Below are 23,132 nucleotides of genomic sequence, written 5' to 3'. Positions count from 1 at the left end.
CGCCCATAGATATGGGCGTCTTTTTATTGAAGACGAGCGGTTATTATGATAAAATATCAGTATGAAAAAATTCCAGCTATTCTTCTCCGCCCTGCTTTTGCCGCTTGATTTTTTGATGCTCGCCCTCGCGGCGGCAACCGCCTATTTTCTGCGCTTTCAATCCGCGGCCGTGACCGAACTCCGGCCGGTGATTTATGAACTGCCGTTCCGCGATTATTTCGGAGCGAGCATGATCATTGCCACGGCCTGGCTTTTGATTTTCGCCGCCGCCGGCCTGTATCAAATAAAACGCCGCAAGGTCTCAAACGAATTCGTCAGAATACTCCTCGCCTGCTCAACCGGAATACTCGCGGTGATTGTGCTTATATTTTTCCAGCGCGAACTTTTTTCTTCGCGTTTTTTGGTTATCGCCGCGTGGATTTTTAGCATCCTGTTCGTGGCGCTTGCCCGCCTCATCGTCCGGGTAATCCAGCATACACTCTACCGCGCCGGAGTCGGGCTTAACCGCGTGATCGTCATCGGTTCGGATAAAATCACGGATAATATCATCCATCTCTTGCGCGCCAATCCGGGCCTGGGTTTTGCGGTGGTCGCGAATTTTAACAGTTTTGACACGACGATTGAAAGGGAAATACTTAAAATCCACGGCCGCGAACGCATTGACGAAATTCTTCTTTCTGACCCCAGGGCCGCAAAAGGACTCGCACTTAAAATCCTGAGCTTTGCCGACGAGCACCACATTATTTTTAAATATACGGCCGATCTTTTTGCCACGCAAGCGACAAACATCACGTTTGAAACCCTGGCCGGCATTCCGATTATTGAAATGGCGCGCACGCCGCTCCGGGGCTGGGGCCGGATACTGAAACGCGCGTTTGACATCACCGGGTCTCTCTTTCTCATTGTCATAACTTCACCGCTCCTTACTCTAACTGCCATTATTATTCGCTTAGAATCAAGGGGGCCGATAATTTTTAAAAACGAACGGGTCGGTGTATTCGGAAAAAAATTTTTCACATATAAATTCCGGTCCATGTATAAAGAATACTGCATCGGCGCACAGTTCAAAAACCAGAATAAAGCCTTGGAATTGGAACAAAGACTAATTAAAGAACGCAGTATTAAGGAGGGTCCGGTCTACAAAATCGCCGACGACCCGCGCGTCACGCGTGTCGGCCGTTTTATCCGGCGCTTCAGCATTGACGAGCTGCCGCAATTTTTCAACGTTCTGGCGGGCAGTATGTCGCTTGTCGGACCACGGCCGCACCAGCCCCGCGAGGTAGAAAATTACGCGGCCGAACAGAAGCAGATTCACTTCATCCGTCCGGGCGTCACCGGCCTTGCCCAGATTTCCGGCCGTTCTGACCTTGAATTTGAAGAAGAAGCGCGACTGGACATATATTACATCGAGCACTGGTCTCTCTGGCTCGATATCTGGATTTTACTAAAGACTCCTTTTGTGGTAATACAAAGAAAAGGCGTCTACTAAATAAAATCCAGATACCAAATTTCAAACATGAAGATTGCATTAGTTCATGACTACTTGATCCAAGACGGGGGGGCGGAGAAAGTATTAAAATCATTCCAGCAAGTCTGGCCAGAATCCCCCACATACGTGCTGCTGCACGACCGGGAAAAATCAAACCCGGTGTTTTTGAATAAAGATATCCGCACTTCTTTTTTGCAAAACATGCCGGCGGGCATAAAAAAATATCAGTGGTATCTTCCGCTCATGCCCCTCGCCACCGAACAGCATAATCTAGAGGATTACGACATCGTACTCTCAAGTTCGTCCGCATTTTCCAAAGGCGCGATTACCAATCCGCGCACCCTCCACGTCTGCTACTGTCATACGCCGACGCGCTTCCTCTGGAGCGACATGCATCAGTACATCGAGGATCTGAACTATAATCGTTTTATAAAAAAAATTATTCCGTTCGTCTTAAAAAGCCTGCGTCAGTGGGACATGATGGCCGCCGGCCGCGTCGACCGGTTCGTGGCAAATTCGGCAACCGTGCGTGACCGCATCCAAAAATACTACCGCCGGCCCAGCGATATCATCTATCCACCCGTGGAAACAAAACTCTTTTCAATTTCGCGTCCGGAAAATTATTTCCTGGCGGGCGGTCGGCTGGTCGGATACAAAAGGTTTGACATCGCCATCCGCGCCTTCAATAAACTCGGCATACCACTCAAAATTTTTGGCGTCGGACCAGCGATGAACAAACTCCGCGCTCTTGCAAAGTCGAACATTGAATTTTTGGGCCACGTTTCGGACGAAGAGAGGGCCGGGCTTTATTCAAAATGCATCGCCTACATTCATCCGCAGATTGAAGATTTTGGCATTACAGCCGTGGAGGCAATGGCCTCAGGCCGGCCGGTTATCGCATACGCGGCCGGCGGCGCCATGGAAACCGTGGTGCCCGGACAAACCGGGGAATTCATGGATGAACAGTCCTGGGAAGAGCTTGGCGCGCTCATCATCCGCTTCCAGCCGGAAAAATACAATCCCCAAACCATTAAAGAATACGCGGCGCAGTTCGACGAAGAGAGATTTAAGGCGCAAATCCGAGATTACGTGAATAATAAATGGACCGAATTCGGCCAAAAAAGATTTTATGAAAATCGGTATTGATGCGCGGCCACTCCAGGAACGGAAGAGAAGCGGCGTCGGAGAATACACCTGGCATCTCTTGGACGCCATTTTTAAGATTGATCGGGAAAACGATTATTACATTTTCTCCAATGCGAAAAATCTTGCTGCCGTCCCCCTGCCCGAGGGCGGCAGCAATATTCACGACAAGCATTTTCGTTTTCCGAACAAGACTCTCAATTTGTATTTCAAATCTTTTTGCGCGCCGCGAATTGACAGCCTGATCGGCGAAAAATTGGACGCGTTCATTTTTCCAAATCTGAATTTTTATGCGCTTTCCGCGGGGATCAAAAAAATACTCGTGGTCCATGATTTAAGCTTTTCGATTAATCCGGGGTTTTTTTCACCAAAGAGCCGGGCCTGGCACTGGGCGGTAAATGCCAAAAAAATGTGCCACGCCGCCGACGCGATTACCGCGGTTTCGGAGAACACCAAGCGGGATTTAATCAGTATTTTTGGCATACCGGAGGAAAAAATTTCCGTAATCTATCCGGGCGTGGCGCGCATGGTATACGACCGGGCGTCGCTTGATCGCGTGCGCGAAAAATACAACCTGCCGGAAAAATTTATTCTCTATCTCGGCGCGGTTGAATCGCGCAAGAACCTTCCGGCCCTGATCCGGGCTTTTAAAATAATGAAAAAAAATTCCGGCCTGACTCACGAGCTCGTGGTTGCCGGGCCGCGCGGCTGGGGAGCGGATAAAATCCGCACAATTGACTACGTGGATCCGAACGACAAAGCCGCGCTCTACGCGCTTGCCGGACTTTTTGCCTATCCGAGCTTTTACGAAGGCTTCGGTTTTCCGCCGCTTGAAGCAATGTCCGCCGGAACGCCAGTGGTGGCAAGTCACGCCGGTTCTCTTCCCGAGGTGCTCGAAGACGCGGCCGTTTTTGCGAATCCGGACAATCCGGCTGAACTCGCCGCGGCGATGGAAACGGCGCTCACCGACGAGACACTGCGACAGAATCTCCGGAACCGCAGCGCAGAGATTCTCAAAAAATATTCCTGGGACAAAGCCGGGCAGGAAATGCTCGCGCTTATAAAAAAACGATCCGCTGCATGAGACAGACGGATCAGTTTTGCCGGGAGCAGATGTAGGATAGCGGACGTTCGCGGCGTGGCGACGACGCGACCAGAACTGCCTCGGTCAATATGGCAACAAGACGCTGCCAGACGAACTCGATGGACTCCTCGCGCATGTGCAGACCGTCCTCGGTCCGGGGATCGCCGGCGGTCTTAAAACGGACAATCGCCTTCCAGCGCATCCAGCCCTTATCCGGTGACCTTGGCTGAATCGACTCCTTGTCTACGTAAGTGTTCTCTTGGAGTGCTCGGCGCACCCGTTCACCAACGTTTGGACGCACCAATATTTCCATCCGGAAACATGGTTCAAGCATCCGATAGGCGGGGTTGCCGGTATCTTCTCTGATCTGGAAATCGGCGCGACCGGCCAAATTGGCGGAACGCCTGAATTTTACGCCCAAAATCTCAATGAAAGAACCATCGGGAATGGAAGTGGATGACTCATCAGACGACATAACATCCTCCTATCATGAATCATGAAAGCTTAACACGGAGAGGACGGTTTGTCAAGGGACGAATTTTTAGTTAAAATAGCCGCGTATGAAAATCGGCATTGACGCAAGGCTTTTGGGGCCAAAAACCGCCGGCGGCGGACTGGGCCGCTATATCAAAGAGCTGGTCATCAATCTTCAGCGGATTGACCGCGAGAATGACTATTTTTTATTTTTGCGTAAAAGCAACTGGCACGAGGCGTCAGAAACCGCGAACTTCCATAAGATACTGGCCGATATCCCCTGGTACTCATTCAAAGAACAAACCGAGATGCCGCGGCTCGTCCGAGAGACTGGCTGCGAGCTTGTGCATTATCCGCATTTTAATGTTCCGCTTTTTGACAAAACCCCGTTCGTGGTGACAATCCACGACCTGATCCTGCTTGAACATCCGAGCACGCGCGCGACCACGCTCGGTCCGCTCATCTACGGAATTAAATATGCGGCGTACCGACAAATACTCGGCCACGCGGTTTCGCGCTCGCAGAGTATTATTGTGCCGTCAGAATATGTAAAAGCGAGCATATTGAAATATTTTCCCAAAACCGTGGCGCAAAAAATCAAAGTTGTTTACGAAGGCATGACGCGGCTCGATGAAGCCAGCCTCGGACTGGAGCAGGACGCCGCATTTTTAGCGGAACGCAAAATCCGTGAGCCGTTTATCCTGTATCTTGGCAACGCTTATCCGCACAAGAATCTGGAAATGCTCATCCAAGCTTTTTTACGGCTCCGCGAAACCAAGCCCGAACTCCAGCTCGTGCTCGCCGGGCAAAAAAACTTTTTTTACGAACGTCTGGAGCGCGAAACCCGCGGCCGGGGAATTAAAGTGCCCGAAGAAGTAAATTTTACCGGATTCATTGACGACCGCGACCTGCCGCGGCTCTACCGGCGAGCGAGCCTTTATGTATTTCCTTCGCTCTCCGAGGGATTCGGCCTGCCGCCGCTCGAGGCCGCGAGCTTCAATCTGCCGGTCGCGAGCTCGAACGCGTCGTGTCTCCCCGAGATTCTCGGTCCGGGCGCGATCTATTTTAATCCGCGCGACCCAGATGACATGGCCCGCGCCATTGCCGAAGGCCTGGACAACAAGATATTGCGCCGGACCATCCTGAACGCCGGAAAATTGCATATGCAAAAATACGACTGGCAAAAAATGGCAAGAGAAATATTAGAAATTTATTCTAAAGCACTCTAAGCATGGAAAATATTATCCCCCGCCAGGAAGATCCCATGGATCAATTCTCTCATCCGACAGATAAAAAGGATTATAAACTCGGAACGTTATTTTATATGACGCCGCGACGAAATCCGGCGAAGCCTGGCCGTGAGCTTGTGGTAAATTTCGATGACCGATTTCCAATAATTCCGAGCTTTAAGGCGCACTATTCTTACTATGTCCGATTTCTGGAAGACGGCAATTCGGCCGGCAACCACTATCATCAAAAGAAAAAAGAGCTCTTTATTCCGATCTGCGGAAGTTTTACCGTCACCCTGGAAGACATTGACACAAAAGAACGCGTCCAACTCGATTTGCGCTCGGCTGAAGGTGCGGTGTTTTTCGTGCCTTCGCTCATCAGCCATCGCGTAACCGCAAAAAAGGCCGGCGCGGTTCTCCTAGTAATCGCGACCAGTCCGAACACAGATGACGACGAATTTCATTACGAAATGGCTTAAACAATTAACGCCTTGTCGCATTCGCCGGGCCCGTTGGCCCGGTTTTTAAATTGTGGTTAAAAAGTTTTGTTTTAATGCCCTAAAAATGATATAATTCAAGAACATTTTATTGCAATATCATGGCTCAAGAGAGGAAAAAAATCAAGAAAACATTGGCCGGCAAAAAATCCGCAAAAAAGACAAAAAAACCGGTGAAAAAGACTCTGAAAAAACCGCTTAAGAAAAAGCGGATTTTGCCGATTCGGTCAAAAAAGGCGGCAAAAAAAATATCACGCCGAAAAAAAACGACCCGAAGACCAGCCGCCCGAATGAATATTGAAGTTAAGGCGGCCACGCCTCAAGCCGAAACCGTCCGCATAACCGCAAAAAAACCAACGCATAAAATAATCCCCGTGAAACTCGAAAAAACCGCAAGATCGCCTTTTGTGGTTGATTTGTATTACGAAGATGAACGGCCACCCCGGCTCGAGCGCATGGATTTGACCTCGCCCGAATCGGCGCTCACGGTTGAACAGACGTTCGCCGAACTTCGGGACGGCGGCCCGAATGCCGGACTCAATATCACTGACTCAGAAATCAATATCGAAGAGCTGATGGATGATTTTAAAAAAGAAGATGCCACACCAGTCGGCGAACTCGCGCTTTTTGGCGTGGCGGAAATCGCCGGGCTTGTCCTCTGCAAGCTGGAACGCGGGCTCAATTGGCCATTTTCATTCCTGCGGCCGGCGGCGGATCGCTTCCGCGAAGATTTTATCGAAACTCCCCTTGAGCATCTTGCCGCGCCGATTATTTTTGAGCCGCCCCAGGGCTGGATGCGGGCCATCGTATCGCTCGCCGGGCTCGTGCTTGTCGTCGTGCTCCCGTTCGAGGGATATGCTTATTATAAAAACGTCCGCGACACAAAAGATACGATCGAGCGTTATGGCCGTGATGCCGTGGCCGAGCTCTCGGCCGCAGCCAAAGGCGGAGAAGATCTGACGCGCGCGCTGTTTTCTATCGAACAGGCAAACCGCTCTTTCCGCGAAGCCGGGCAAGAACTCAGCCGCGTGAATCGCCTGCTCATTGAAATCGCGGAACTTACCCCGAGCGCCGGAAAAAAAGTCCAGACCGGAGAAGCGCTTATCGCCATGGGGGATAATCTGACCGCCGCGGCGGTGCTTCTCGCCAAAGGAGCGCAGGGGCTTCTCGCCGAAGACAGCATTAATCTCGTGACAAAACTTGACGCAATGCTTGCTTATGTCCGTCAGGCCGAACCGCTCATAACACTGGCCGAAGAACAGGCCCGGGCCGTGGACCTCGGCGCGCTTCCGGAAGAATATCAAAAAAATTTCTCACTCGCCTACGGCAATCTTACCCTTATCCAACAAAGCCTGAACGACTTTATAAATCTCGGCGAAACCATGGAACTCTTTCTTGGAAAGGAACAAAACCAGCGATATTTATTTATTTTTGAAAATAATACCGAGATCCGGCCGACCGGCGGATTCATGGGATCCTTCGCTCTTATCGACATGGACCGCGGCGAAATTAAAAACATCGAGGTTCCGGGCGGCGGCACCTACGATATGCAAGGCAGCCTGGACACGGATGTCATTCCGCCCGAACCCCTGCGCCTGATTGCCGACCGCTGGGAATTTCAGGACGCGAATTGGTTTGCCGATTTTCCGACCTCGGCCAAAAAAATAATCTGGTTCTATGAGCATTCAGGCGGCCCGACGCCGGACGGCGTGGTGGTCATTACGGCCACGGTGATGGAGCGGCTCCTTGAAATTTACGGGCCCATTGAAATGCCGGCCTACGGCCGAACGTTTACCGCGGAAAATTTTATTGAAGAAACCCAAAAAATCGTTGAACTTGAATATGACAAAACTGAAAACAAGCCCAAGAAAGTCATCGGCGATCTCGCGCCAATCCTTCTTGACCGCATGATGCACGCAAACCGCGAACAATTCATTGAAACCCTCGAGGCTCTGGGTTCGAGCCTCACCGAACGGCAGATTATGATTTATCACCAGAACGCGGCGATTGAGCGGGGCCTTTCGGAGCATGGCTGGACCGGCGAAATCAAAAAAGCGGATCAGGATTATCTTATGCTCGTGAACGCAAATATTGCCGGAGGCAAAACCGACGGCGTCATTTCGCAGAACGTTGATTTAAAAACCGAAATTTCGGAAAACGGCGACATCGTCAATACACTGACGGTGGCAAGAGCGCATGATGGAATAAAAAATCAGGGATTTTCCGGCGTGAACAATGTAAATTATCTACGGGTCTATGTACCGCAAGGCGCCGAGCTTCTTAACGCATCGGGGTTCAATCCACCGGCACCAGAACTTTTTGACGAACCGCGAAAGGGCGCGGGGGTTGATTCGGATCTTGCCGAAATTGAGGGAACATGGAGCTTTCATAATTCCGGCGCCAAGATCAATAACGAATTTGGTAAAACGGTTTTTGGCGGTTGGACACAAACCAAGCCCGGCGAATCAACCCTAATTACCTTTAAATACCGCCTGCCGTTCCGCATCTCATCCGCGGAACCAACCGGACTTTTGGCCACGGCTAAAGAAAAGCTTGGTTTTCCAATCACGCAAACTTACTCCATGCTTTTGCAGAGACAACCGGGCGCCGAAAAAATTGATTTCAGCCAGTCGATTATTTATCCAGCGCGTTATCAGGCGCTCTGGTCCAATGTTCCGGAACTGATGATGGGAAAGCTTGAACAGAAACTGACAACCGATGCTTTTTTTGCAATTCTTCTCGAAAAAAAATTCTGAGATGAAGAATAAAAATAAAAAAGAAAAGAAGATCGCCGGACCGGTTGAGGAGCCGAAAGAAATTGAAATTGTAAAAATTCCCGAGCCGAAAGAAGAGCGTATTATAAAAAAATCCATAAAGCGCTCGGCGGTAAAAACCGACAAAATCACCGCAGAGCTCAAGGAAATCTACGAAGCCGAAGGTGATATGCCGGACATGAGCCGGCTTGAACGCCGGCCAAGGCGATTATGGCTTGCCGGTCTTTTTGTTTTGCTATTCTTGGGAGCCGTGGCGGCGGCAATTTATGCAGGCTGGGTTTTTTGGAAACCGTGGGAACGACCAGACAGGGGCGGCGTCGGGCTTGAAATTGCCGGCCCGAGTCAGGTAATAAACGGCGAACGCGTGATTTACCAAATTGAATATGAAAACCGGAATACGGTTCCGCTCGCCGCGGTGGAGGTTCAGACAAATCTACCGTCCGGTTTCATGGTTATTTCAACCGAACCGGCGCCCACGGACGAGGGAAATGTCTGGCAGCTCGGCAGTATGGACGTCGGCGGCAAAGGGACAATAAAATTTGAAGGATATTTTCGCGATGAAGTTAAGACTTCGCTCAATATCCAAGCTATCATCACCTACCGGCCGGCGAACTTCAGTTCGGATTTCCAGGATATAAAAACTCTTTCCGTTCTCTTGAGCGACAGCCGCGTTGATATGGCGGCCGAGGGGCCGGCCAAGGCAGTGCCCGGCGACGAGGTTGAATATACCGTTAAATACAAAAATACGAGTGAATTTGCCTATGGCGAGACCGAGATTGCGGCCGTATTCCCAGAAAATTTTATTTTTGCAAGCAGTGAACCCGCCGCGACATCGGATGGCGGTGACCGCTGGCGAATCACGGAACTCGCGAGCGGTACCGAAGGAATTATTAAAATAAAGGGCAATTTCACCGCCCAGGGCCAGGGACTCCAAGATATGGTTTTTAAATTCGGATTTATCAACAATAATGAATTCCGCCTGCAAAAAGAAGCAAGGGTTCAGACCGAGGTGCTGGCCGGCGATCTGGTCACCCATCTTTTTATAAATGGCACCGAAGCCAGCCAGAATCTTAATTTTGGCGAAAATCTGCGACTCTCACTCTCGTACGACAATAAGAGTGGCGAAACAATGGAAAATGTTGAGTTTACGGTTCATGTTGAATCTGATCCAAAAATAAACAATGAAACTTTGGTAATCTGGAAGGATTTGAACATGCCGGATGATAAAACCGGGGAAGTAAGAGATCAGACCATCGTTTGGAAAAAAGAAAACTATGATGCCCTGGGTAAAATCGAAAAAGACGCCGGGGAAGCAATTGATTTTTCTATTCCGCTCGTCGCCGAACCGCTTTCTTCCCTTTCCGGAAAATACGAGGTGAAAATCTGGGCGGAATCAAAGGTGGCGAAAATCGGCGATCTCGAAACCAACCGCCTGATTCAGACAACGCCAGTCGTAATCGCCATAAATACCGACCTTGACTTTACGGCAAGCGGCCGGTATTTTAATCCAGATGGAGAGACTCTGGGGTTTGGCCCGATTCCGCCGCGCGTCAATGAGACCACGGGCTATCATGTCTTTTGGACGATTACGAATTCTTTGCACGAAATCCAAGATATCCGCGCCACCGCCACTCTGCCGCAGAATGTTACCTGGACGGGTCGCAAAAATGTGGAAGCCGGTGACATTACTTTTAACGAATCGACAAATATGGTGACCTGGACAATCAACCGCCTACCAACCTCAATGAAGCAAATTTCGGCAAGCTTTGAAGTAAGCGTCAAGCCGCGCGAGGAAGATGTCGGCACATTTATAAAACTCGCGACCGAAAGCAAGCTTGAGGCGCTTGATCAAAAAACAACCGACACGCTAATAATTACGACCGATCCGATTTCCACGGACATTCCGGAAGATGAAACGGCCCGCGGCAAAGGCGTGGTCGTGGCCGGAGAGTAGCTTGACTTTTTGCGCTTTACCTATTAAGTTTTCGTAACTTACAAAGGAGGAAACCGTGCCGAACGACCAAGAGAAAACGGGCGAGCTGCACTGTCAGCCACTTGAAGCAGGGATGGATCGAGCGGGTCATGATCACCGCGAAGCCAATGAGTTCCTGCTCCGAGAACTGGGTCCGGAAGTTTATCACGACCTGCGTTTCAAGCGCGGAAAGATTTCCATGCATGACGCCGAATTGATTCTGAGGCGTAACCGCCGCTGATAAATTAAGGAGGAGGAAACCGTGCCGAACGACCAAGAGAAACGCTATCGGCCGACCGAAGAAGAACTGCGCCGTCCGCTCTCTCCCCTAGAAGATATGAGCCCCGCCGAACGCCGCTTTCTAGAGCGAGCCGGTCCGGTCAGTTTCCACAAGAATCCCTACATCTCCATGTACCCGTTCTCTGGCAAGAACGGGGTGCCGCAAGATGAAGCCGCACTCTCCGCCGAGTTCGAGGGGCACTGGAAGGCGGCCGAAGAGGAGCGCCGTGAGCACCCCGATGCCCCGTCGCACTCCGACAGGGAAGAGGAGATAATGTAGCACCAACCCTTGGTGCACCCCTACGACTACCGAGACTTAACGGTGGTCGTTTTTTTTATATAAAAAATGCAATAAAAAAGCTGGCGGCTAAGAGCCGCCAGCCAGGGATCAGGGGTCAGTCGGTGGTTCGTCGGATGGCGACCCAATCTTCTCAATGACCCTGTTGAGTGCCTCGATCGTCATCCGTTCCTCCGGTCCGGGAATACGGCGAATGTCTTTCATCTTCTTGCGCTGTTCAACTCGCTTTTCCAAGCGCGGAAGGAAAATAAAAATAACGATTGCCCAGACAATTAAAGTCACGACGATTACGATACTCATGTGCACCCACTGCATGCCTGTGACTGCATGCTCCGGCATCGCGACCTCCTTTTTTCTTATTATTTCCAAGGAACGTTTTGCGGACATATTAGCATAGCCGGAGCGGAATGTAAATAAAAAACATCCGCGCTCTTGCCCCGCCAGGATTCGTCCCGACGTTTCGCTTCGCGAAAGTCGGGACGCCCCCGACCGAAGCGTCGGGGCGAACCACGTCAATTACAAAATGCGCCCAGAGGGAATCCTCGCCGAAGGCGAGTGCGCCTCGGGCGCAGAACCCAAAATATTAAAAAACACCCGCGCTCTTGCCCCCGCCAGGATTCGAACCTGAAATTGCAGTTCCGAAGACTGCCGTGATGTCCATTTCACTACAGGGGCACGAGCCTGGATGTTTTGACGTATAATAGCATAAATAAATCAAATATTCAAGGCATTGACAATATACTTTGCGAGAAGTAAGATAGAGAAAAATCGTTTTTTTACAAAGGAGGAGGCGCATGAGTAACTTCCGTCTGGACCTCGCGGAGGCATTCTACTATTTACTGATCGGCGCGGTTCTCGCAGTATGCTACGCATGCTGCGCCGGCGGACCACTCTGGGTCGCGGCGCCGCTGACGCTCGTCGCTCCGATCGTCGCGGGAATAATTATCATTTCCATCATGGTGAGCATCCATGATCGGCACTCTATCCCGGGCAGATTGCCGAAAGTCATTGCGCTCAACGCGGCGGCACTCATACTCGTCAGTCTGCCGGTCATACTGAACGGCACTTCCAGGCTCTGCACACTACTCGGCCATGAAGTAATCGGCAGCGTATTCTATGCGCTGCGCTGGTGGAGCCTGCTCGTTCTTCCGATCCCCGCGGCTGTCTTCATTCTCGTGCTCCGGAAACGCGAACGGCGTGAATCTGCGGAAGAAATTGCCCAAACCTGACCTTGTCTCGTCCCAACCCTGTCCCACCTACCAACTGGCAGGTCGGGACCTTTTTTTATATAAAAAAAGTACGGCCGCAAAATATTGCGGCCGTACGTAAGGGCGATTCATGAATCGCCCTTACTTCAAACTTTCTTCCAGCACGTATGTTTCGGCAATCTCCTGAGTAATGGCTTTTTCCTGAATCAATCTTTTCAGATCCTGGACCAGAGTAACCATGCCCTGCGCCGCGCTAGTTTGAATCACGGATTTTATCTGCGGTACTTTGTTTTCACGAACAAGATTGGCAATGGCCGGATTCATGATCATAATTTCGCGCGCCGCGACGCGACCGCCGCCGATGCGCGGCAGGAGCTGCTGGGAAATTACGCCGCGAAGCGTGAGAGCGACCTGCAGACGAATCTGCATCTGCTGGTGTGGTGGAAAAACATCAATCAGGCGGTCAACGGTCTGCGCGGCCGAATAGGTATGGAGAGTGGCAAGCACAAGATGGCCGGTCTCGGCGAGTGTCAGGGCCGTGGCGATGGACTCAAGGTCGCGCATTTCGCCGACCATGACCACGTTCGGGTCCTGGCGCAAAACGTGCTTCAGACCTTCGCTAAAACTCACCATATCAGAGTGAAGCTGGCGCTGCTCGACGACGCAGTTTTTGGATTCAAACAAAAATTCAATCGGATCTTCAAGCGTAATCACGTGGCCGGTGCGCTCCTCGTTAATGAGATTGAGCATGGCCGCTAGGGTAGTTGATTTTCCCGAGCCGGTCGGACCAGTGACAAGAATAATGCCGTGCGGCAGACGCGTGAGTTCATAGGCAATCTCCGGAAGCGCCACATCCTCCATGGTCGGAATCTGCTCCGGAATGGCGCGCGCCGCAAGCGCCACGTTGCCGCGTTCATAATGTAGATTCATTCTGAAACGCGCGGAATCAATCTGATAAGCAAAATCCAAATCTTTATTGGTTTCAAAATAATCCTTCTGCTCTTTTGTAAGAATTGAATATGTTTCGCTAGCCACATCCGCGGGTGTAAGTACTGGTTCGCCTTCAATTTTCCGCAAAGCTCCGTCAACTCGGATGACTGGCGGATTATTGGCGACGAGATGCAGATCCGAGGCGCTCTCGGAAATCACGAATTTAAGCCATTTTTTTATTCCTGTTCCTTCTTCAGCCATATAATTAATTTTGAATTTTAATTTTTACGACCAGCCTTTTTCCTCAAGAGCGTTTCTCGCGGCTTCAATCTGCGCCTCCTGCTTTGAAGAGCCGTCGCCTTCGGCGACAATATCTTCGCCAATCAGCACGGCAATGCGAAAATGCTTGTCGTGGTCCGGACCGGTTTCGGAAACGACTCGGTAGGTCGGCGTAGTGCCGAATTGCTCCTGCGCCGCTTCCTGAAAACGGCTCTTTGGATCAAGATATAATTTTAATTTTAATATTTCCGGAAGCTTAATCATCAGGCTCTTCATGATAAATTCGTCCGAAGCGTCCCAGCCTTGATCGAGATAAATCGCGCCGATCAAAGCCTCAAAAGCGTTCGCCAAAATATACTGCCGAGCCTTTGACTCGTTGTCTTTTTCCTCACCGCGCGAAAGATAAAGAAACTCTTCGATATTGAGTTCACGCGCCAGAGTCGCGAGCATATGCGCGTTCACCAGTGCAGCCCGCCAATTGGTAAGCTCCCCCTCGGGATTTTGATATGATTCGTAAAGATGTTTTGTAACCACGAGTTCAAGAACCGCGTCTCCTAAAAACTCAAGACGCTCGTTGTGGCCAAGCGGAAAATCCGGATGCTCATTTAAATATGAACGATGCACCATGGCCTGGCGCAAAAAATCTTCGTTTTTAAACTTTATCCCCAGACGCTCCTGCAATTCCGATAAATTCTCATTCATAACACAGACATTCAATTAATTATTGGACCGCCTCCTCGGACTTTTTTTCTTCGGGTTTTGCGGTATCAATTTCTTTCAGTTCGCCCCGGGCCACCATGTCGCGGTAAATCGCGCCGAGTACGCCGTTTACAAATTTGCCCGACGATTCGCCGCCAAATGATTTGGCGAGTTCGATTGCTTCATTGATCGCTACTTTTGACGGAATATTCGGAGAAAACTTCAGCTCAAACACCCCGAGCCGCAAGATATTCCGATCGACAGTGGTAATCTGTTCGAGCGGCCACTCGGGCGCGTATTTGGTAATAAGCGTGTTTATTTCGTCCACATGCTTAACCACGCCTTCAATGAGTTCATCAATAAATCCCTTATCATCAAAATTCGGCGCGAATTCCTCACGATTATGACCGGTTATTTCCTGAATATTTTTTTCCTGGCCAGCGGCTTTCAGAAAATCCCACTGATAAAGTGACTGCATGGCGATGGCACGGGCGAGATGACGATTTGACATAAAGAGCTATTTATTAAAATATTATTTTTTTTCTTTTTTCTCCTCTTTTTTCTCTTCCTTCTTTTCTTCTTTCTCGCGCTTGGCTTTTTCTTTTTCCATTTTCTTGAGGAGCTTGGCTTCAACTTCCAAAACCACGCGTCCACGGTAATATCCGCAATACTGACAGGCGCGATGCGGAAGCACTGCCTTGCCGCAGTGGCTGCATTTGGTAAAACTCGTGCGCTTCAGGGCGAAGTGCGACGCTCTCCTTCTTTTCTGGGACCTTGTCCTCCGTTTCATTTGCACCATATGAAATTCTTTTCTTATTTATAATTATATCAAACTTGTGGAAATTATAACAAAAGAGCGTAAATTAGGCAAGAAAAAGAGGCGGATGCGGTCCGCCTCTTTGAAATATCATATTTTTTAGATCAGGCTCACATTCGCGACCCGGTCTTTGGCTTCTTTAAAGCGCATGATGTGCACCCCTTGGGTGGCGCGGCCGATTGCCGGCACGCTCGCGAACGGCAGGCGGATGACCTGGCCCTTGGCGGAAATAACAATCAAGTCTTTTTCTTCATCGCTTTCTGAAATAAAGCCGCTCACGATTTTGCCGTTTTTGGGAGTAATTTTCGCGGTTTTGACGCCCGAACCGCCGCGACTCTGAACGCGGTATTCCTTAAGATTGCTGCGCTTGCCGTAACCCTGCTCCATGATGGTCGCGATTTCAAGCTTGCCCTTGCGCACAAGTTCGGCATTAACAATATCCATGCCGCGAACCTCGTCCGCTTTTTTGAGGCGGATGCCGCGCACGCCGGCGGCATTGCGGCCCATGGCGCGCACGTGCTTCTCCGGGAACTGAATGGATTGGCCGTTCGCGGTAATGATAACGATGTTATCTTTACCGGTTGAAGGCTTGACCCACTTGAGATTGTCGTCGGGCTTGATTTTTAAAGCAATGAGACCGGAACGGCGGACCTTTTCAAATTCTTTGATATCGGTTTTTTTGACGAGGCCCTTGCTTGTCACCATGACCAGGAATTTCGCGTCGCCGAGATTATCAAGCGGCAGGCAGACCGAGACAAGCTCTCCGGGCGCGAGCTGAAGGAAATTCACCAATGCCTGGCCCTTGGCCGTGCGCGTCGCCGCCGGGACATCGTAGGCCTTAAGCTGGAACACGCGGCCTTTGGTGGTAAAGAAAAGCAAATCCGAATGAGTAGTGGTGGTAAAGAAAAGCTCAACCTCGTCTTCCTCTTTGGTGGTGAGGCCGATGATGCCCTTGCCGCCGCGCCCCTGGGTGCGGAAGGTCTCCGGGGGCAGGCGCTTGATATAGCCGTCGCGCGTAATCATGACCAGCGTCGGCTCTTTGGGAATCAGATCCTCCACTTTGAATTCTTCAACGCCGTGGGGCACGATCTTCGTGCGGCGTTCATCGCCGTATTTTTCTTTTATTGCCAAAAGCTCGCTCTTAATGAGCGCCATAACTTTCTTTTTTGATTTCAAAAGTTCTTCCAGCTCTTTGATAATCTTTTGCTTTTCTTTGAGCTCCTGCTCAACCTTGAGGCGTTCCAAACCGGCAAGCTGCTGGAGCTTCATTTCCAGAATCGCGAGCGCCTGGACTTCGGTGAGGCGGAATTTTTTTATGAGATTGACCTTGGCCTCTTCGCGGTCTTTTGATTTTTTGATGGTGGCAATAACCTGGTCAATTTTCGCAAGGGCAATTTTTAGGCCCTCCAAAATATGAGCGCGTTCGCGGGCGCGCGCCAGATCAAATTCGGCGCGGCGGCGCACCACCTGCTCACGGTGTTTGATGTACTCTTCAAGAATCATCTTCAGAGTGAGAACGCGAGGCTGGATGCCGTCAACCAGGGCAAGCATGTTCACATGGAATGTTTCCTGCAGTTGAGTGAGTTTAAAAAGGCGATTTAAAACTTTTTTGGGGAAAGCTTCTCGTTTGAGTTCAATCACGATCCGAACGCCTTCTTTGGAAGATTCGTCGCGGATATCCTTGATGCCATCAATTTTCTTTTCCTGAACCAATTCGGCGATTTTCTCAAGAAGCGTGGCCTTGTTCACCTGAAACGGAACTTCGTGGACGATGATGCGGAAATAGCCGCTCTTTTCCTCAATGATTTCGGTCTGGGCGCGCATCACGATATGACCCTTGCCGGTGGCATAAGCCTGCTTTATTTCTTTGACATCATAGATAAGTCCGCCGGTCGGAAAATCCGGACCCTTCACGTGCTCGCAGAGTTCGTCGACCGAGACATCGGGATTATCAATAAGAAGAGCAATACCGTCGCAGAGCTCGGTAAGATTGTGGGGCGGAATATTGGTCGCCATGCCGACCGCGATGCCGAGCGTGCCGTTCAAGAGCAGGTTCGGGAGCCGGGCCGGAAGAACTTTGGGTTCTTTCTGCGTACCGTCATAATTCGGCATGAAATCAACGGTTTCTTTTTCAATATCAGTGAGCATTTCTTCGGAGATGGCCGAGAGCTTGGCCTCGGTGTAGCGCATGGCGGCCGCCGAGTCGCCGTCCATGGAGCCAAAGTTGCCCTGACCGGCAATCAGCGGATAGCGCGAAGCAAAATCTTGCGCCAGACGCACCATGGAATCATAGACCGCGGCATCGCCGTGCGGATGGTATTTGCCCAAAACTTCACCGACTACGGTCGCGGATTTGCGGAATTTACCGCTTGATTTCAAACCCACATTCCACATGGCGTATAGAATGCGACGATGAACCGGCTTTAAGCCGTCGCGCACATCCGGCAGGGCGCGGGAAATAATTACGCTCATGGCGTAATCCAAATACGAAGTCTCCATCTCCTCGACGATGGGGAGATTCTCGACTTTGCCGATTGGATTCAAATTTTTTTCTTTGTCAGGCATCTCAACAATTAAAAATTAAAAATGCAAAATTAAAAATTATTCCGTTGTGCTGGACGGGGGTGAAAATATATCGCGCTCCCCGGTCGCGACTTCGCCGGTACTTGAAGAATTTTTTACTTCTTCAATGATCTTTTCAAGAGTATTGTCCTCGATCATAGCCTTAGCAGCATCTTCATCCACCGCGGCCTTTATATCTTCGAGATTGGAATTGACTTCGCGATTTATTTCTTCCATGGTCATGGGTTCATATTCAGCCGCGCTGGACTGGGATTTAAGCCCCAAACTGCCGCCGATGGTTAGAATCCAACCAAAACCGATGACCGCGGCGCAAAGGCTGACCGAAGACCAGAGCAGGACCCGGCGGTAAAGGCTCACTGGTTCGCCCGGGCTGACAAAAATCGTGCCATCTTCATCCGGCTCAAACTCAGCCGGCTCTTCAATGGTATTAAAAATGCTTTCCTCGGGTTTTGTTTCTTCGCCCATCGAAAAAACAGGCTGGTCTTTTACCGCCTCCTGGACAATGAGGCGATCGAGTTCAGCGCGGCCGGCCTCCCCGCTCTCAACCGGAAAATTCGCAACTTCGGCAAGCGGCGCCAGTTTCTCGGACGCGGCTTTCCGGACTTTCAAAATGCGTTTTTTTGGCCGGGGTTTTGCCGCGGGCTTTGCCTCGGCAACGATCTTTATTGATTTTGCTTTTTCTTTCTTGGGCATATTAAGCTTTTTCCAATATAATTACCCGCATGTCTTCCTGGGGCAGATCTTTTTTTGAAATTTTAAATTTATTCGGCCGTTCGGTCTGACAGACGCCGATTTCTTTACAAAACTTGTCAATCTTTTCCAATTTTTCTTTGAGGTTAGGCGAGCCATAATACATGGGCAGCACAATGCGCGGCTCAATCTGGCTCACGAGATTATCGGCCTGTTCGGGTGAGATTACTGGACCGCCGCCGACCGGCAAGGTAAGAATATCGATTTGCCGGAGCTTGGCCAATTCATCGTCCGAAAGCTCGCGATACATGGTGCCGAGATGGGCAATGGTAATGCCTTCCATTTCGATGCGGTAAATGAGCGGGCGCCGGCCCTCTTTTACTCCATTATCGTTTTTGAAGATGTTTATTCCGTAAATAAAAACGCCCCCGATTTCATATTCACCCGGGTGCTTGATGATAAATGGATTGCCGGCAATGGATTCCACGTTATTCTGTTCGGGACGGTTTTCGGAAACGAGCACAGTATCCGCCGACAGGGTTCGTGGGAAACGCAATCCGGTAGAATTTTGATAGGGGTCGGTAACCAGGGTAACATCCTCACCGCCGATCTTAGCCGTGATTTCAAAGCAGGCCAAGCCGTGCCAAGAGATTTGCATAACTTAAAATTGACCTTATTTAATGGAATAATTTTACCATAAAAAAACGGGCGTGTAAAGAGAAAATCAGCCACAAAAACGCCCGATTACTCAAGTCCGATCACTCCCTGCCAATACTCTATCTCATGTTTCAATTGGTCTTCATCAAAGTCGCGTTCAATCGCACTCCAGCCCTCTTCAAATTTTCGCACCTTGGCCATGATTTCTGGTGCCCATTTTTCCGAGGTGCGAGCGATTTCCTTCAGGCTCTCAATCATATTGGCGCAGTCGCGCTGTTTGGACTCGTACCGTTTGACGGATTCATTGTATTCGTCGGAGTTTTCGGCGATCACGGTTTCCATGTATGAATCCAGAAATTTGCGCGCTTCAAAAATCGCATCTTCTAGCCGAGTATACTCTTCCGGCGTAAAGGCCTGTTCCATTTCACGGGTGCGGCGGTAATCGTGCAGGCTGCCGCCGGCGCGGGTAAAATTTTCATATTTGACGCGAAGATCATCATCCAGATTGTTGATAAACTGCTCTTCGTATTTTTCTTTGGCATAAGCGGCAAACATGCCCTCGTAGGCCTTGCGATGCGGCCAGGTCGCCTTGCCGACTTCAACAATCACGGTTTCAATCTCGTCGCGTTTTGTTTCTGGATTAGCCTCAAGCGCGGCCAGGCGGGTTTCAAATTTCGAGCGTTCATCGCGCGAAAAAGAGAACGGCGTCTTTTCAATCGCTATTCTGAGGAGATTAAGTTCGTTTTGGTATTTTTGCGGCATATATTCTATATATATTATATCAACGCGGCCGCCTCTTGCCAAGATATTTAATATAGTATATACTTTTTTTACTTATTTAATATCCCCGTCCCGGGCGACGGGGGCTCATCCCAGCCAAAATGAGCTAAGCTAATTAATAATATGGCAAAAAAGAAGAAAATTGCCGAACCAAAAGACGGCGAACTCAATAAACTTCTCTCCGAGAAGCAATTTTTAAATATACCAAAACCCGGCGACGTGGTGCGCGGCACCGTAATTTCGGCCTCAAAAAACGAAGTTAAAATCGATATCCCGGGATATAACATCGGCGTGGTGCGCGGCCGCGAACTTTTTGAGGACGCGGCGGAATTTGAAAAACTGGTTCCGGGCGCGGAAGTGGAAGCCACGGTCATTGACCTCGAAAACGAGAATGGCGAGGTAGAACTCTCATTCCGTTCCGCCGGCCATCAAAAGGCCTGGCAGACACTCGCTGATCTGCTCTCGAGCCGCGAAATCATCCATGTGAAAGTACTTGACGCCAACAAGGGCGGATTGATCATAAAGCACGCGGGCGTAATCGGCTTTTTGCCGGTTTCCCAGCTTTCTCCGGAGAATTATCCGCGCGTCGCGGGCGGAGACAAAGCCAAGATTCTGGAAAAACTCAAAGAATTTATCGGCAAAGAATCCGAGGTGCGCGTCATTGACGTTGATAAAAAAACCGAAAAGCTCATCGTCTCCGAAAAGGCAGTCTGGGAAGAGCAGCAGAAAGGGCTGATTGACCGCTACAAAATCGGCGATGTGGTTGAGGGAACGATCACGGCGGTTGCCGATTTCGGCGCGTTCGTGAAATTCGACAACCTCGAGGGCCTGGTCCATATTTCGGAAATCGCCTGGCAGCGCATCGATAATCCGCGCGACTTCGTGAAAGTCGGCGACAATGTCAAGGCGGAAATCATTTCAGTCGAGGGTTCAAAAATATTCTTATCCATGAGAAAACTCCTGGCGGATCCGTGGAGCAATGTTAAGGAAAAATACGCTCTCGGCCAGAAGGTCAAGGGCAAGGTCTTGAAAATCAATCCGTTCGGGCTCTTCGTGGAGCTTGACCCGGACATCCACGGCCTGGCCCATATTTCCGAACTTTCGGACAAACCGGTAAAGGATACCAGCGAGCTCGCAAAAGTCGGCGACACCCTGGAATTCACCATTATCTCAATCGAACCGGAACATCATCGCCTGGGCTTGAGCCTGAAACGCTCAGCCAAACCGGCAAAAGAAGAAAAGAAAAAAGATGAGAAGCAGGATGAAAAACAGGAAGAGAAAAAAGAAGAAAAAAAAGAGGCCGTGGCCGAGTAGGGAATGAAAAAACACAGATGGGGACGGTTTAATCCGTCCCCATTTCATTTTTCCGCGAAAACAACTATAATATAAGGTATATATGAAAAAAATTCTAACAAAAAATCTGCTGTGGCTGGCACTCGCCGCTTTGATTATCGCGCTCGTGATGAGCAATATCAATTTTGAATCCGCGAAGAAAATGGATATTTCTGAATTTGTCGCCAAGATCAAGGCCGGTGAAATTACGGGCGTTGAGGTTAAGGGCCAGGAGCTTATCGCGACATTCCAGGATCAGAGCACCGCGGAGATTTATAAAGAATCCGGCGAATCGTTTTCTGAAATGCTTAAAAATTACGATGTTCCGGCCGAACGACTCGCGGCAATTAATGTAAAAGTCAGCGAACCGCAAAGTGACTGGCTCGCCCTGCTTCTCCCCAGCCTGCTGCCGCTTATCATTTTTGGCGTTATCATTTATTTCTTTTTTCGCCAGGTCCAGGGCCAGAACGCCAAGGCGATATCTTTCGGCGAATCGCGCGTGCGCGAAACCGGCAAAAACGCGAAAAACAAAATCACATTCAAGGATGTGGCCGGAGTCACCGAAGCCAAAGACGAATTGCAGGAAATTGTTGAATTTTTGAAAAATCCGAAAAAATTCGTCGCCCTCGGCGCCAAGATTCCCAAAGGCGTTCTCCTCATGGGCGCCCCGGGCACGGGCAAAACCCTGCTCGCGCGCGCCGTGGCCGGAGAGGCCAATGTGCCGTTTTTCCATATTTCGGGCAGTGAGTTCGTGGAGATGTTCGTGGGCGTGGGCGCGGCGCGCGTCCGTGATCTGTTCCAAAAAGCGAAAAAGAACGCGCCCTGCATCGTGTTCGTGGATGAAATCGACGCGGTCGGGCGCCAGCGCGGCGCGGGCTTGGGCGGCTCGCATGACGAGCGCGAACAGACGCTGAACCAGATACTCGTTGAAATGGACGGATTCGATCCGCACATCGGCGTCATCGTGATCGCGGCGACAAACCGGCCGGACGTGCTTGATCCGGCGCTTCTGCGGCCGGGACGTTTCGACCGGCGAGTGATCCTGGATCTTCCGGACATCCGCGACCGCGAAGCAATTTTAAAAATTCATGCGCGCAATAAACCACTTGAGGCGGGCATTGACCTCCGACGCGTTGCCGAGCGCACTCCGGGATTTTCCGGAGCCGATCTCGCCAACCTCCTGAACGAGGCGGCGATTCTCACGGCGCGGCGCAATAAAAATAAAATCGGCCTGGACGAAGTGTTTGAAAGCATTGAAAAAGTTATGCTCGGACCGGAGCGCCGGAGCCATATTTTGAGCGACCGCGAACGCCGCGTCACGGCGTACCATGAAGCCGGGCACGCGCTTACTGCCGAAATGCTCCCGGACGCGGATCCGGTTCACAAAGTTTCAATAATTTCACGCGGACCGGCAGCCGGATACACCCTCAAGCTCCCGACCGAAGACAAATATCTGCATACCAAGGCTGAATTTTCCGCCGACATCGCGGTAATGGTGGCCGGATATCTCACAGAAAAAATGATTTTTGGCGATGTCACGACCGGCGCCTCCAATGACCTGAAACAAGCGACCAAACTCGCCGAGCAAATGGTCAAAACCTATGCAATGGGTTCTGATCTCAGAACCTTCGGACGAAAAGACGAGCTCGTGTTTCTTGGCCGCGATTTCCACGAAGAAAAGGATTATAGCGAAAAAACCGCGGAAAAAATCGACAAGGAAATGGCCGCGTTAATTGAAGACGCGCGCGGCCTGGCGGAAAAAATTCTGACCGAGCATAAAGACAAACTAGAACTCATCGTCAAAAATCTCATGGAAAAAGAAACCCTGGAGCAGGAGGAATTCGAAGCGCTGTTCCGGGATATCGAGGTTCCGAAAAAATCCCACCAACAAAACAAAAAAATTAAAAAATAAGGAGTC

22 protein-coding genes and 1 tRNA gene are annotated in these 23,132 nt (G+C 50.3%); 12 read left to right on the top strand and 11 right to left on the bottom strand.

Annotation, left to right across the window (positions count from 1 at the left end; all coding sequences use genetic code 11):
- The first annotated feature begins 61 nt into the window (after positions 1 to 61).
- Genes PHW53_02035 through PHW53_02025 form a run of 3 tightly spaced genes read left to right on the top strand, consistent with a single transcriptional unit; the run spans position 62 to position 3,716 of the window.
- Positions 62 to 1,489, top strand: coding sequence for a sugar transferase (locus PHW53_02035; GenBank protein ID MDD4995224.1), 1,428 nt, complete (start codon positions 62 to 64; stop codon positions 1,487 to 1,489).
- Positions 1,490 to 1,516: 27 nt separating this feature from the next.
- A complete protein-coding gene (locus PHW53_02030) occupies positions 1,517 to 2,635 on the top strand; it encodes a glycosyltransferase (GenBank protein ID MDD4995223.1) in 1,119 nt (372 codons plus the stop codon).
- Complete coding sequence (locus PHW53_02025) at positions 2,619 to 3,716, top strand: glycosyltransferase family 1 protein (GenBank protein ID MDD4995222.1); 1,098 nt, start codon at positions 2,619 to 2,621, stop codon at positions 3,714 to 3,716. The genes PHW53_02030 and PHW53_02025 overlap by 17 nt, the downstream gene beginning before the upstream one ends.
- 10 nt (positions 3,717 to 3,726) lie before the next feature.
- Here PHW53_02025 and PHW53_02020 read toward each other — a convergent pair whose 3' ends face one another.
- Complete coding sequence (locus tag PHW53_02020; GenBank protein ID MDD4995221.1) at positions 3,727 to 4,191, bottom strand: hypothetical protein; 465 nt, start codon at positions 4,189 to 4,191, stop codon at positions 3,727 to 3,729.
- Positions 4,192 to 4,276: 85 nt separating this feature from the next.
- On the opposite strand from PHW53_02020, the gene PHW53_02015 reads away from it, so the two are divergent.
- The 6 genes from PHW53_02015 (at position 4,277) to PHW53_01990 (ending at position 11,221) form a co-directional block, all read left to right on the top strand.
- Positions 4,277 to 5,419, top strand: coding sequence for a glycosyltransferase family 1 protein (locus tag PHW53_02015; protein ID MDD4995220.1), 1,143 nt, complete (start codon positions 4,277 to 4,279; stop codon positions 5,417 to 5,419).
- 2 nt (positions 5,420 to 5,421) lie between these two features.
- Positions 5,422 to 5,898 carry a WxcM-like domain-containing protein gene (locus PHW53_02010; protein MDD4995219.1) on the top strand — a complete coding sequence of 159 codons (477 nt, stop codon included), beginning with the start codon at positions 5,422 to 5,424 and terminating at the stop codon, positions 5,896 to 5,898.
- Between the two features lie 119 nt (positions 5,899 to 6,017).
- A complete protein-coding gene (locus PHW53_02005) occupies positions 6,018 to 8,672 on the top strand; it encodes a DUF4012 domain-containing protein (protein ID MDD4995218.1) in 2,655 nt (884 codons plus the stop codon).
- A gap of 1 nt (position 8,673) precedes the next feature.
- Complete coding sequence (locus PHW53_02000; protein MDD4995217.1) at positions 8,674 to 10,644, top strand: hypothetical protein; 1,971 nt, start codon at positions 8,674 to 8,676, stop codon at positions 10,642 to 10,644.
- 112 nt (positions 10,645 to 10,756) lie between these two features.
- Positions 10,757 to 10,903, top strand: coding sequence for a hypothetical protein (locus tag PHW53_01995; GenBank protein MDD4995216.1), 147 nt, complete (start codon positions 10,757 to 10,759; stop codon positions 10,901 to 10,903).
- A gap of 21 nt (positions 10,904 to 10,924) precedes the next feature.
- Positions 10,925 to 11,221, top strand: a complete 297-nt coding sequence (locus PHW53_01990; protein ID MDD4995215.1) for a hypothetical protein — start codon at positions 10,925 to 10,927, stop codon at positions 11,219 to 11,221.
- 108 nt (positions 11,222 to 11,329) lie between these two features.
- Here the strand turns inward: PHW53_01990 and PHW53_01985 are convergent, their stop codons facing one another.
- Both PHW53_01985 and PHW53_01980 read right to left on the bottom strand, forming a co-directional pair.
- Complete coding sequence (locus PHW53_01985) at positions 11,330 to 11,626, bottom strand: hypothetical protein (GenBank protein ID MDD4995214.1); 297 nt, start codon at positions 11,624 to 11,626, stop codon at positions 11,330 to 11,332.
- A 216-nt stretch (positions 11,627 to 11,842) separates the two neighbouring features.
- Positions 11,843 to 11,914 (bottom strand) — tRNA-Arg (locus tag PHW53_01980).
- 119 nt (positions 11,915 to 12,033) lie between these two features.
- Here PHW53_01980 and PHW53_01975 point away from each other — a divergent pair.
- Positions 12,034 to 12,468 (top strand): hypothetical protein, encoded by a 435-nt coding sequence (locus tag PHW53_01975; GenBank protein MDD4995213.1) that lies wholly within the window; start codon positions 12,034 to 12,036, stop codon positions 12,466 to 12,468.
- A 120-nt stretch (positions 12,469 to 12,588) separates the two neighbouring features.
- Here PHW53_01975 and PHW53_01970 read toward each other — a convergent pair whose 3' ends face one another.
- The 8 genes from PHW53_01970 to PHW53_01935 form a co-directional block, all read right to left on the bottom strand.
- Positions 12,589 to 13,638 (bottom strand): PilT/PilU family type 4a pilus ATPase, encoded by a 1,050-nt coding sequence (locus tag PHW53_01970; GenBank protein MDD4995212.1) that lies wholly within the window; start codon positions 13,636 to 13,638, stop codon positions 12,589 to 12,591.
- Positions 13,639 to 13,662: 24 nt separating this feature from the next.
- Entirely contained in the window at positions 13,663 to 14,358 is a 696-nt protein-coding gene (gene rnc, locus PHW53_01965) for a ribonuclease III (protein MDD4995211.1), read from the bottom strand.
- 19 nt (positions 14,359 to 14,377) lie between these two features.
- Positions 14,378 to 14,866: a transcription antitermination factor NusB gene (gene nusB / locus PHW53_01960; GenBank protein ID MDD4995210.1), complete on the bottom strand. Its 489-nt coding sequence runs from the start codon at positions 14,864 to 14,866 to the stop codon at positions 14,378 to 14,380.
- 21 nt (positions 14,867 to 14,887) lie between these two features.
- Complete coding sequence (gene rpmF / locus PHW53_01955; protein MDD4995209.1) at positions 14,888 to 15,154, bottom strand: 50S ribosomal protein L32; 267 nt, start codon at positions 15,152 to 15,154, stop codon at positions 14,888 to 14,890.
- A gap of 117 nt (positions 15,155 to 15,271) precedes the next feature.
- Entirely contained in the window at positions 15,272 to 17,716 is a 2,445-nt protein-coding gene (gene gyrA / locus PHW53_01950) for a DNA gyrase subunit A (GenBank protein MDD4995208.1), read from the bottom strand.
- 57 nt (positions 17,717 to 17,773) lie between these two features.
- Complete coding sequence (locus tag PHW53_01945; protein MDD4995207.1) at positions 17,774 to 18,448, bottom strand: hypothetical protein; 675 nt, start codon at positions 18,446 to 18,448, stop codon at positions 17,774 to 17,776.
- Between the two features lies 1 nt (position 18,449).
- Positions 18,450 to 19,103 (bottom strand): MBL fold metallo-hydrolase, encoded by a 654-nt coding sequence (locus PHW53_01940; GenBank protein ID MDD4995206.1) that lies wholly within the window; start codon positions 19,101 to 19,103, stop codon positions 18,450 to 18,452.
- A gap of 86 nt (positions 19,104 to 19,189) precedes the next feature.
- Entirely contained in the window at positions 19,190 to 19,864 is a 675-nt protein-coding gene (locus PHW53_01935) for a hypothetical protein (GenBank protein ID MDD4995205.1), read from the bottom strand.
- A gap of 141 nt (positions 19,865 to 20,005) precedes the next feature.
- On the opposite strand from PHW53_01935, the gene PHW53_01930 reads away from it, so the two are divergent.
- Both PHW53_01930 and ftsH read left to right on the top strand, forming a co-directional pair.
- Positions 20,006 to 21,196 carry a S1 RNA-binding domain-containing protein gene (locus PHW53_01930; GenBank protein ID MDD4995204.1) on the top strand — a complete coding sequence of 397 codons (1,191 nt, stop codon included), beginning with the start codon at positions 20,006 to 20,008 and terminating at the stop codon, positions 21,194 to 21,196.
- An 82-nt stretch (positions 21,197 to 21,278) separates the two neighbouring features.
- Positions 21,279 to 23,126, top strand: a complete 1,848-nt coding sequence (gene ftsH / locus PHW53_01925; GenBank protein ID MDD4995203.1) for an ATP-dependent zinc metalloprotease FtsH — start codon at positions 21,279 to 21,281, stop codon at positions 23,124 to 23,126.
- The last annotated feature ends 6 nt before the right edge of the window (positions 23,127 to 23,132 follow it).

The organism is Patescibacteria group bacterium (assembly GCA_028710985.1).
Lineage (GTDB): Bacteria > Patescibacteriota > Patescibacteriia > JAHJFT01 > JAHJFT01 > JAQTTB01.
Note: the sequence above shows the minus strand (reverse complement) of the source record. Positions and strands in the feature narration are given on the sequence as shown.

What these genes read in the sequence shown, in the direction of transcription:
- PHW53_02005 (MDD4995218.1), top strand. Translation starts at nt 6,018, where the DNA reads ATGGCTCAAGAGAGGAAAAAAATCAAGAAAACATTGGCCGGCAAAAAA.
- PHW53_02020 (MDD4995221.1), bottom strand. Translation starts at nt 4,191, where the DNA reads ATGTCGTCTGATGAGTCATCCACTTCCATTCCCGATGGTTCTTTCATT.
- PHW53_01940 (MDD4995206.1), bottom strand. Translation starts at nt 19,103, where the DNA reads ATGCAAATCTCTTGGCACGGCTTGGCCTGCTTTGAAATCACGGCTAAG.
- PHW53_01945 (MDD4995207.1), bottom strand. Translation starts at nt 18,448, where the DNA reads ATGCCCAAGAAAGAAAAAGCAAAATCAATAAAGATCGTTGCCGAGGCA.
- ftsH (MDD4995203.1), top strand. Translation starts at nt 21,279, where the DNA reads ATGAAAAAAATTCTAACAAAAAATCTGCTGTGGCTGGCACTCGCCGCT.
- PHW53_01930 (MDD4995204.1), top strand. Translation starts at nt 20,006, where the DNA reads ATGGCAAAAAAGAAGAAAATTGCCGAACCAAAAGACGGCGAACTCAAT.
- PHW53_02010 (MDD4995219.1), top strand. Translation starts at nt 5,422, where the DNA reads ATGGAAAATATTATCCCCCGCCAGGAAGATCCCATGGATCAATTCTCT.
- nusB (MDD4995210.1), bottom strand. Translation starts at nt 14,866, where the DNA reads ATGTCAAATCGTCATCTCGCCCGTGCCATCGCCATGCAGTCACTTTAT.
- PHW53_02015 (MDD4995220.1), top strand. Translation starts at nt 4,277, where the DNA reads ATGAAAATCGGCATTGACGCAAGGCTTTTGGGGCCAAAAACCGCCGGC.
- PHW53_01985 (MDD4995214.1), bottom strand. Translation starts at nt 11,626, where the DNA reads ATGTCCGCAAAACGTTCCTTGGAAATAATAAGAAAAAAGGAGGTCGCG.
- rpmF (MDD4995209.1), bottom strand. Translation starts at nt 15,154, where the DNA reads ATGGTGCAAATGAAACGGAGGACAAGGTCCCAGAAAAGAAGGAGAGCG.
- PHW53_01995 (MDD4995216.1), top strand. Translation starts at nt 10,757, where the DNA reads ATGGATCGAGCGGGTCATGATCACCGCGAAGCCAATGAGTTCCTGCTC.
- PHW53_02025 (MDD4995222.1), top strand. Translation starts at nt 2,619, where the DNA reads ATGAAAATCGGTATTGATGCGCGGCCACTCCAGGAACGGAAGAGAAGC.
- PHW53_01975 (MDD4995213.1), top strand. Translation starts at nt 12,034, where the DNA reads ATGAGTAACTTCCGTCTGGACCTCGCGGAGGCATTCTACTATTTACTG.
- PHW53_01935 (MDD4995205.1), bottom strand. Translation starts at nt 19,864, where the DNA reads ATGCCGCAAAAATACCAAAACGAACTTAATCTCCTCAGAATAGCGATT.
- PHW53_02030 (MDD4995223.1), top strand. Translation starts at nt 1,517, where the DNA reads ATGAAGATTGCATTAGTTCATGACTACTTGATCCAAGACGGGGGGGCG.
- PHW53_01970 (MDD4995212.1), bottom strand. Translation starts at nt 13,638, where the DNA reads ATGGCTGAAGAAGGAACAGGAATAAAAAAATGGCTTAAATTCGTGATT.
- PHW53_02035 (MDD4995224.1), top strand. Translation starts at nt 62, where the DNA reads ATGAAAAAATTCCAGCTATTCTTCTCCGCCCTGCTTTTGCCGCTTGAT.
- rnc (MDD4995211.1), bottom strand. Translation starts at nt 14,358, where the DNA reads ATGAATGAGAATTTATCGGAATTGCAGGAGCGTCTGGGGATAAAGTTT.
- PHW53_02000 (MDD4995217.1), top strand. Translation starts at nt 8,674, where the DNA reads ATGAAGAATAAAAATAAAAAAGAAAAGAAGATCGCCGGACCGGTTGAG.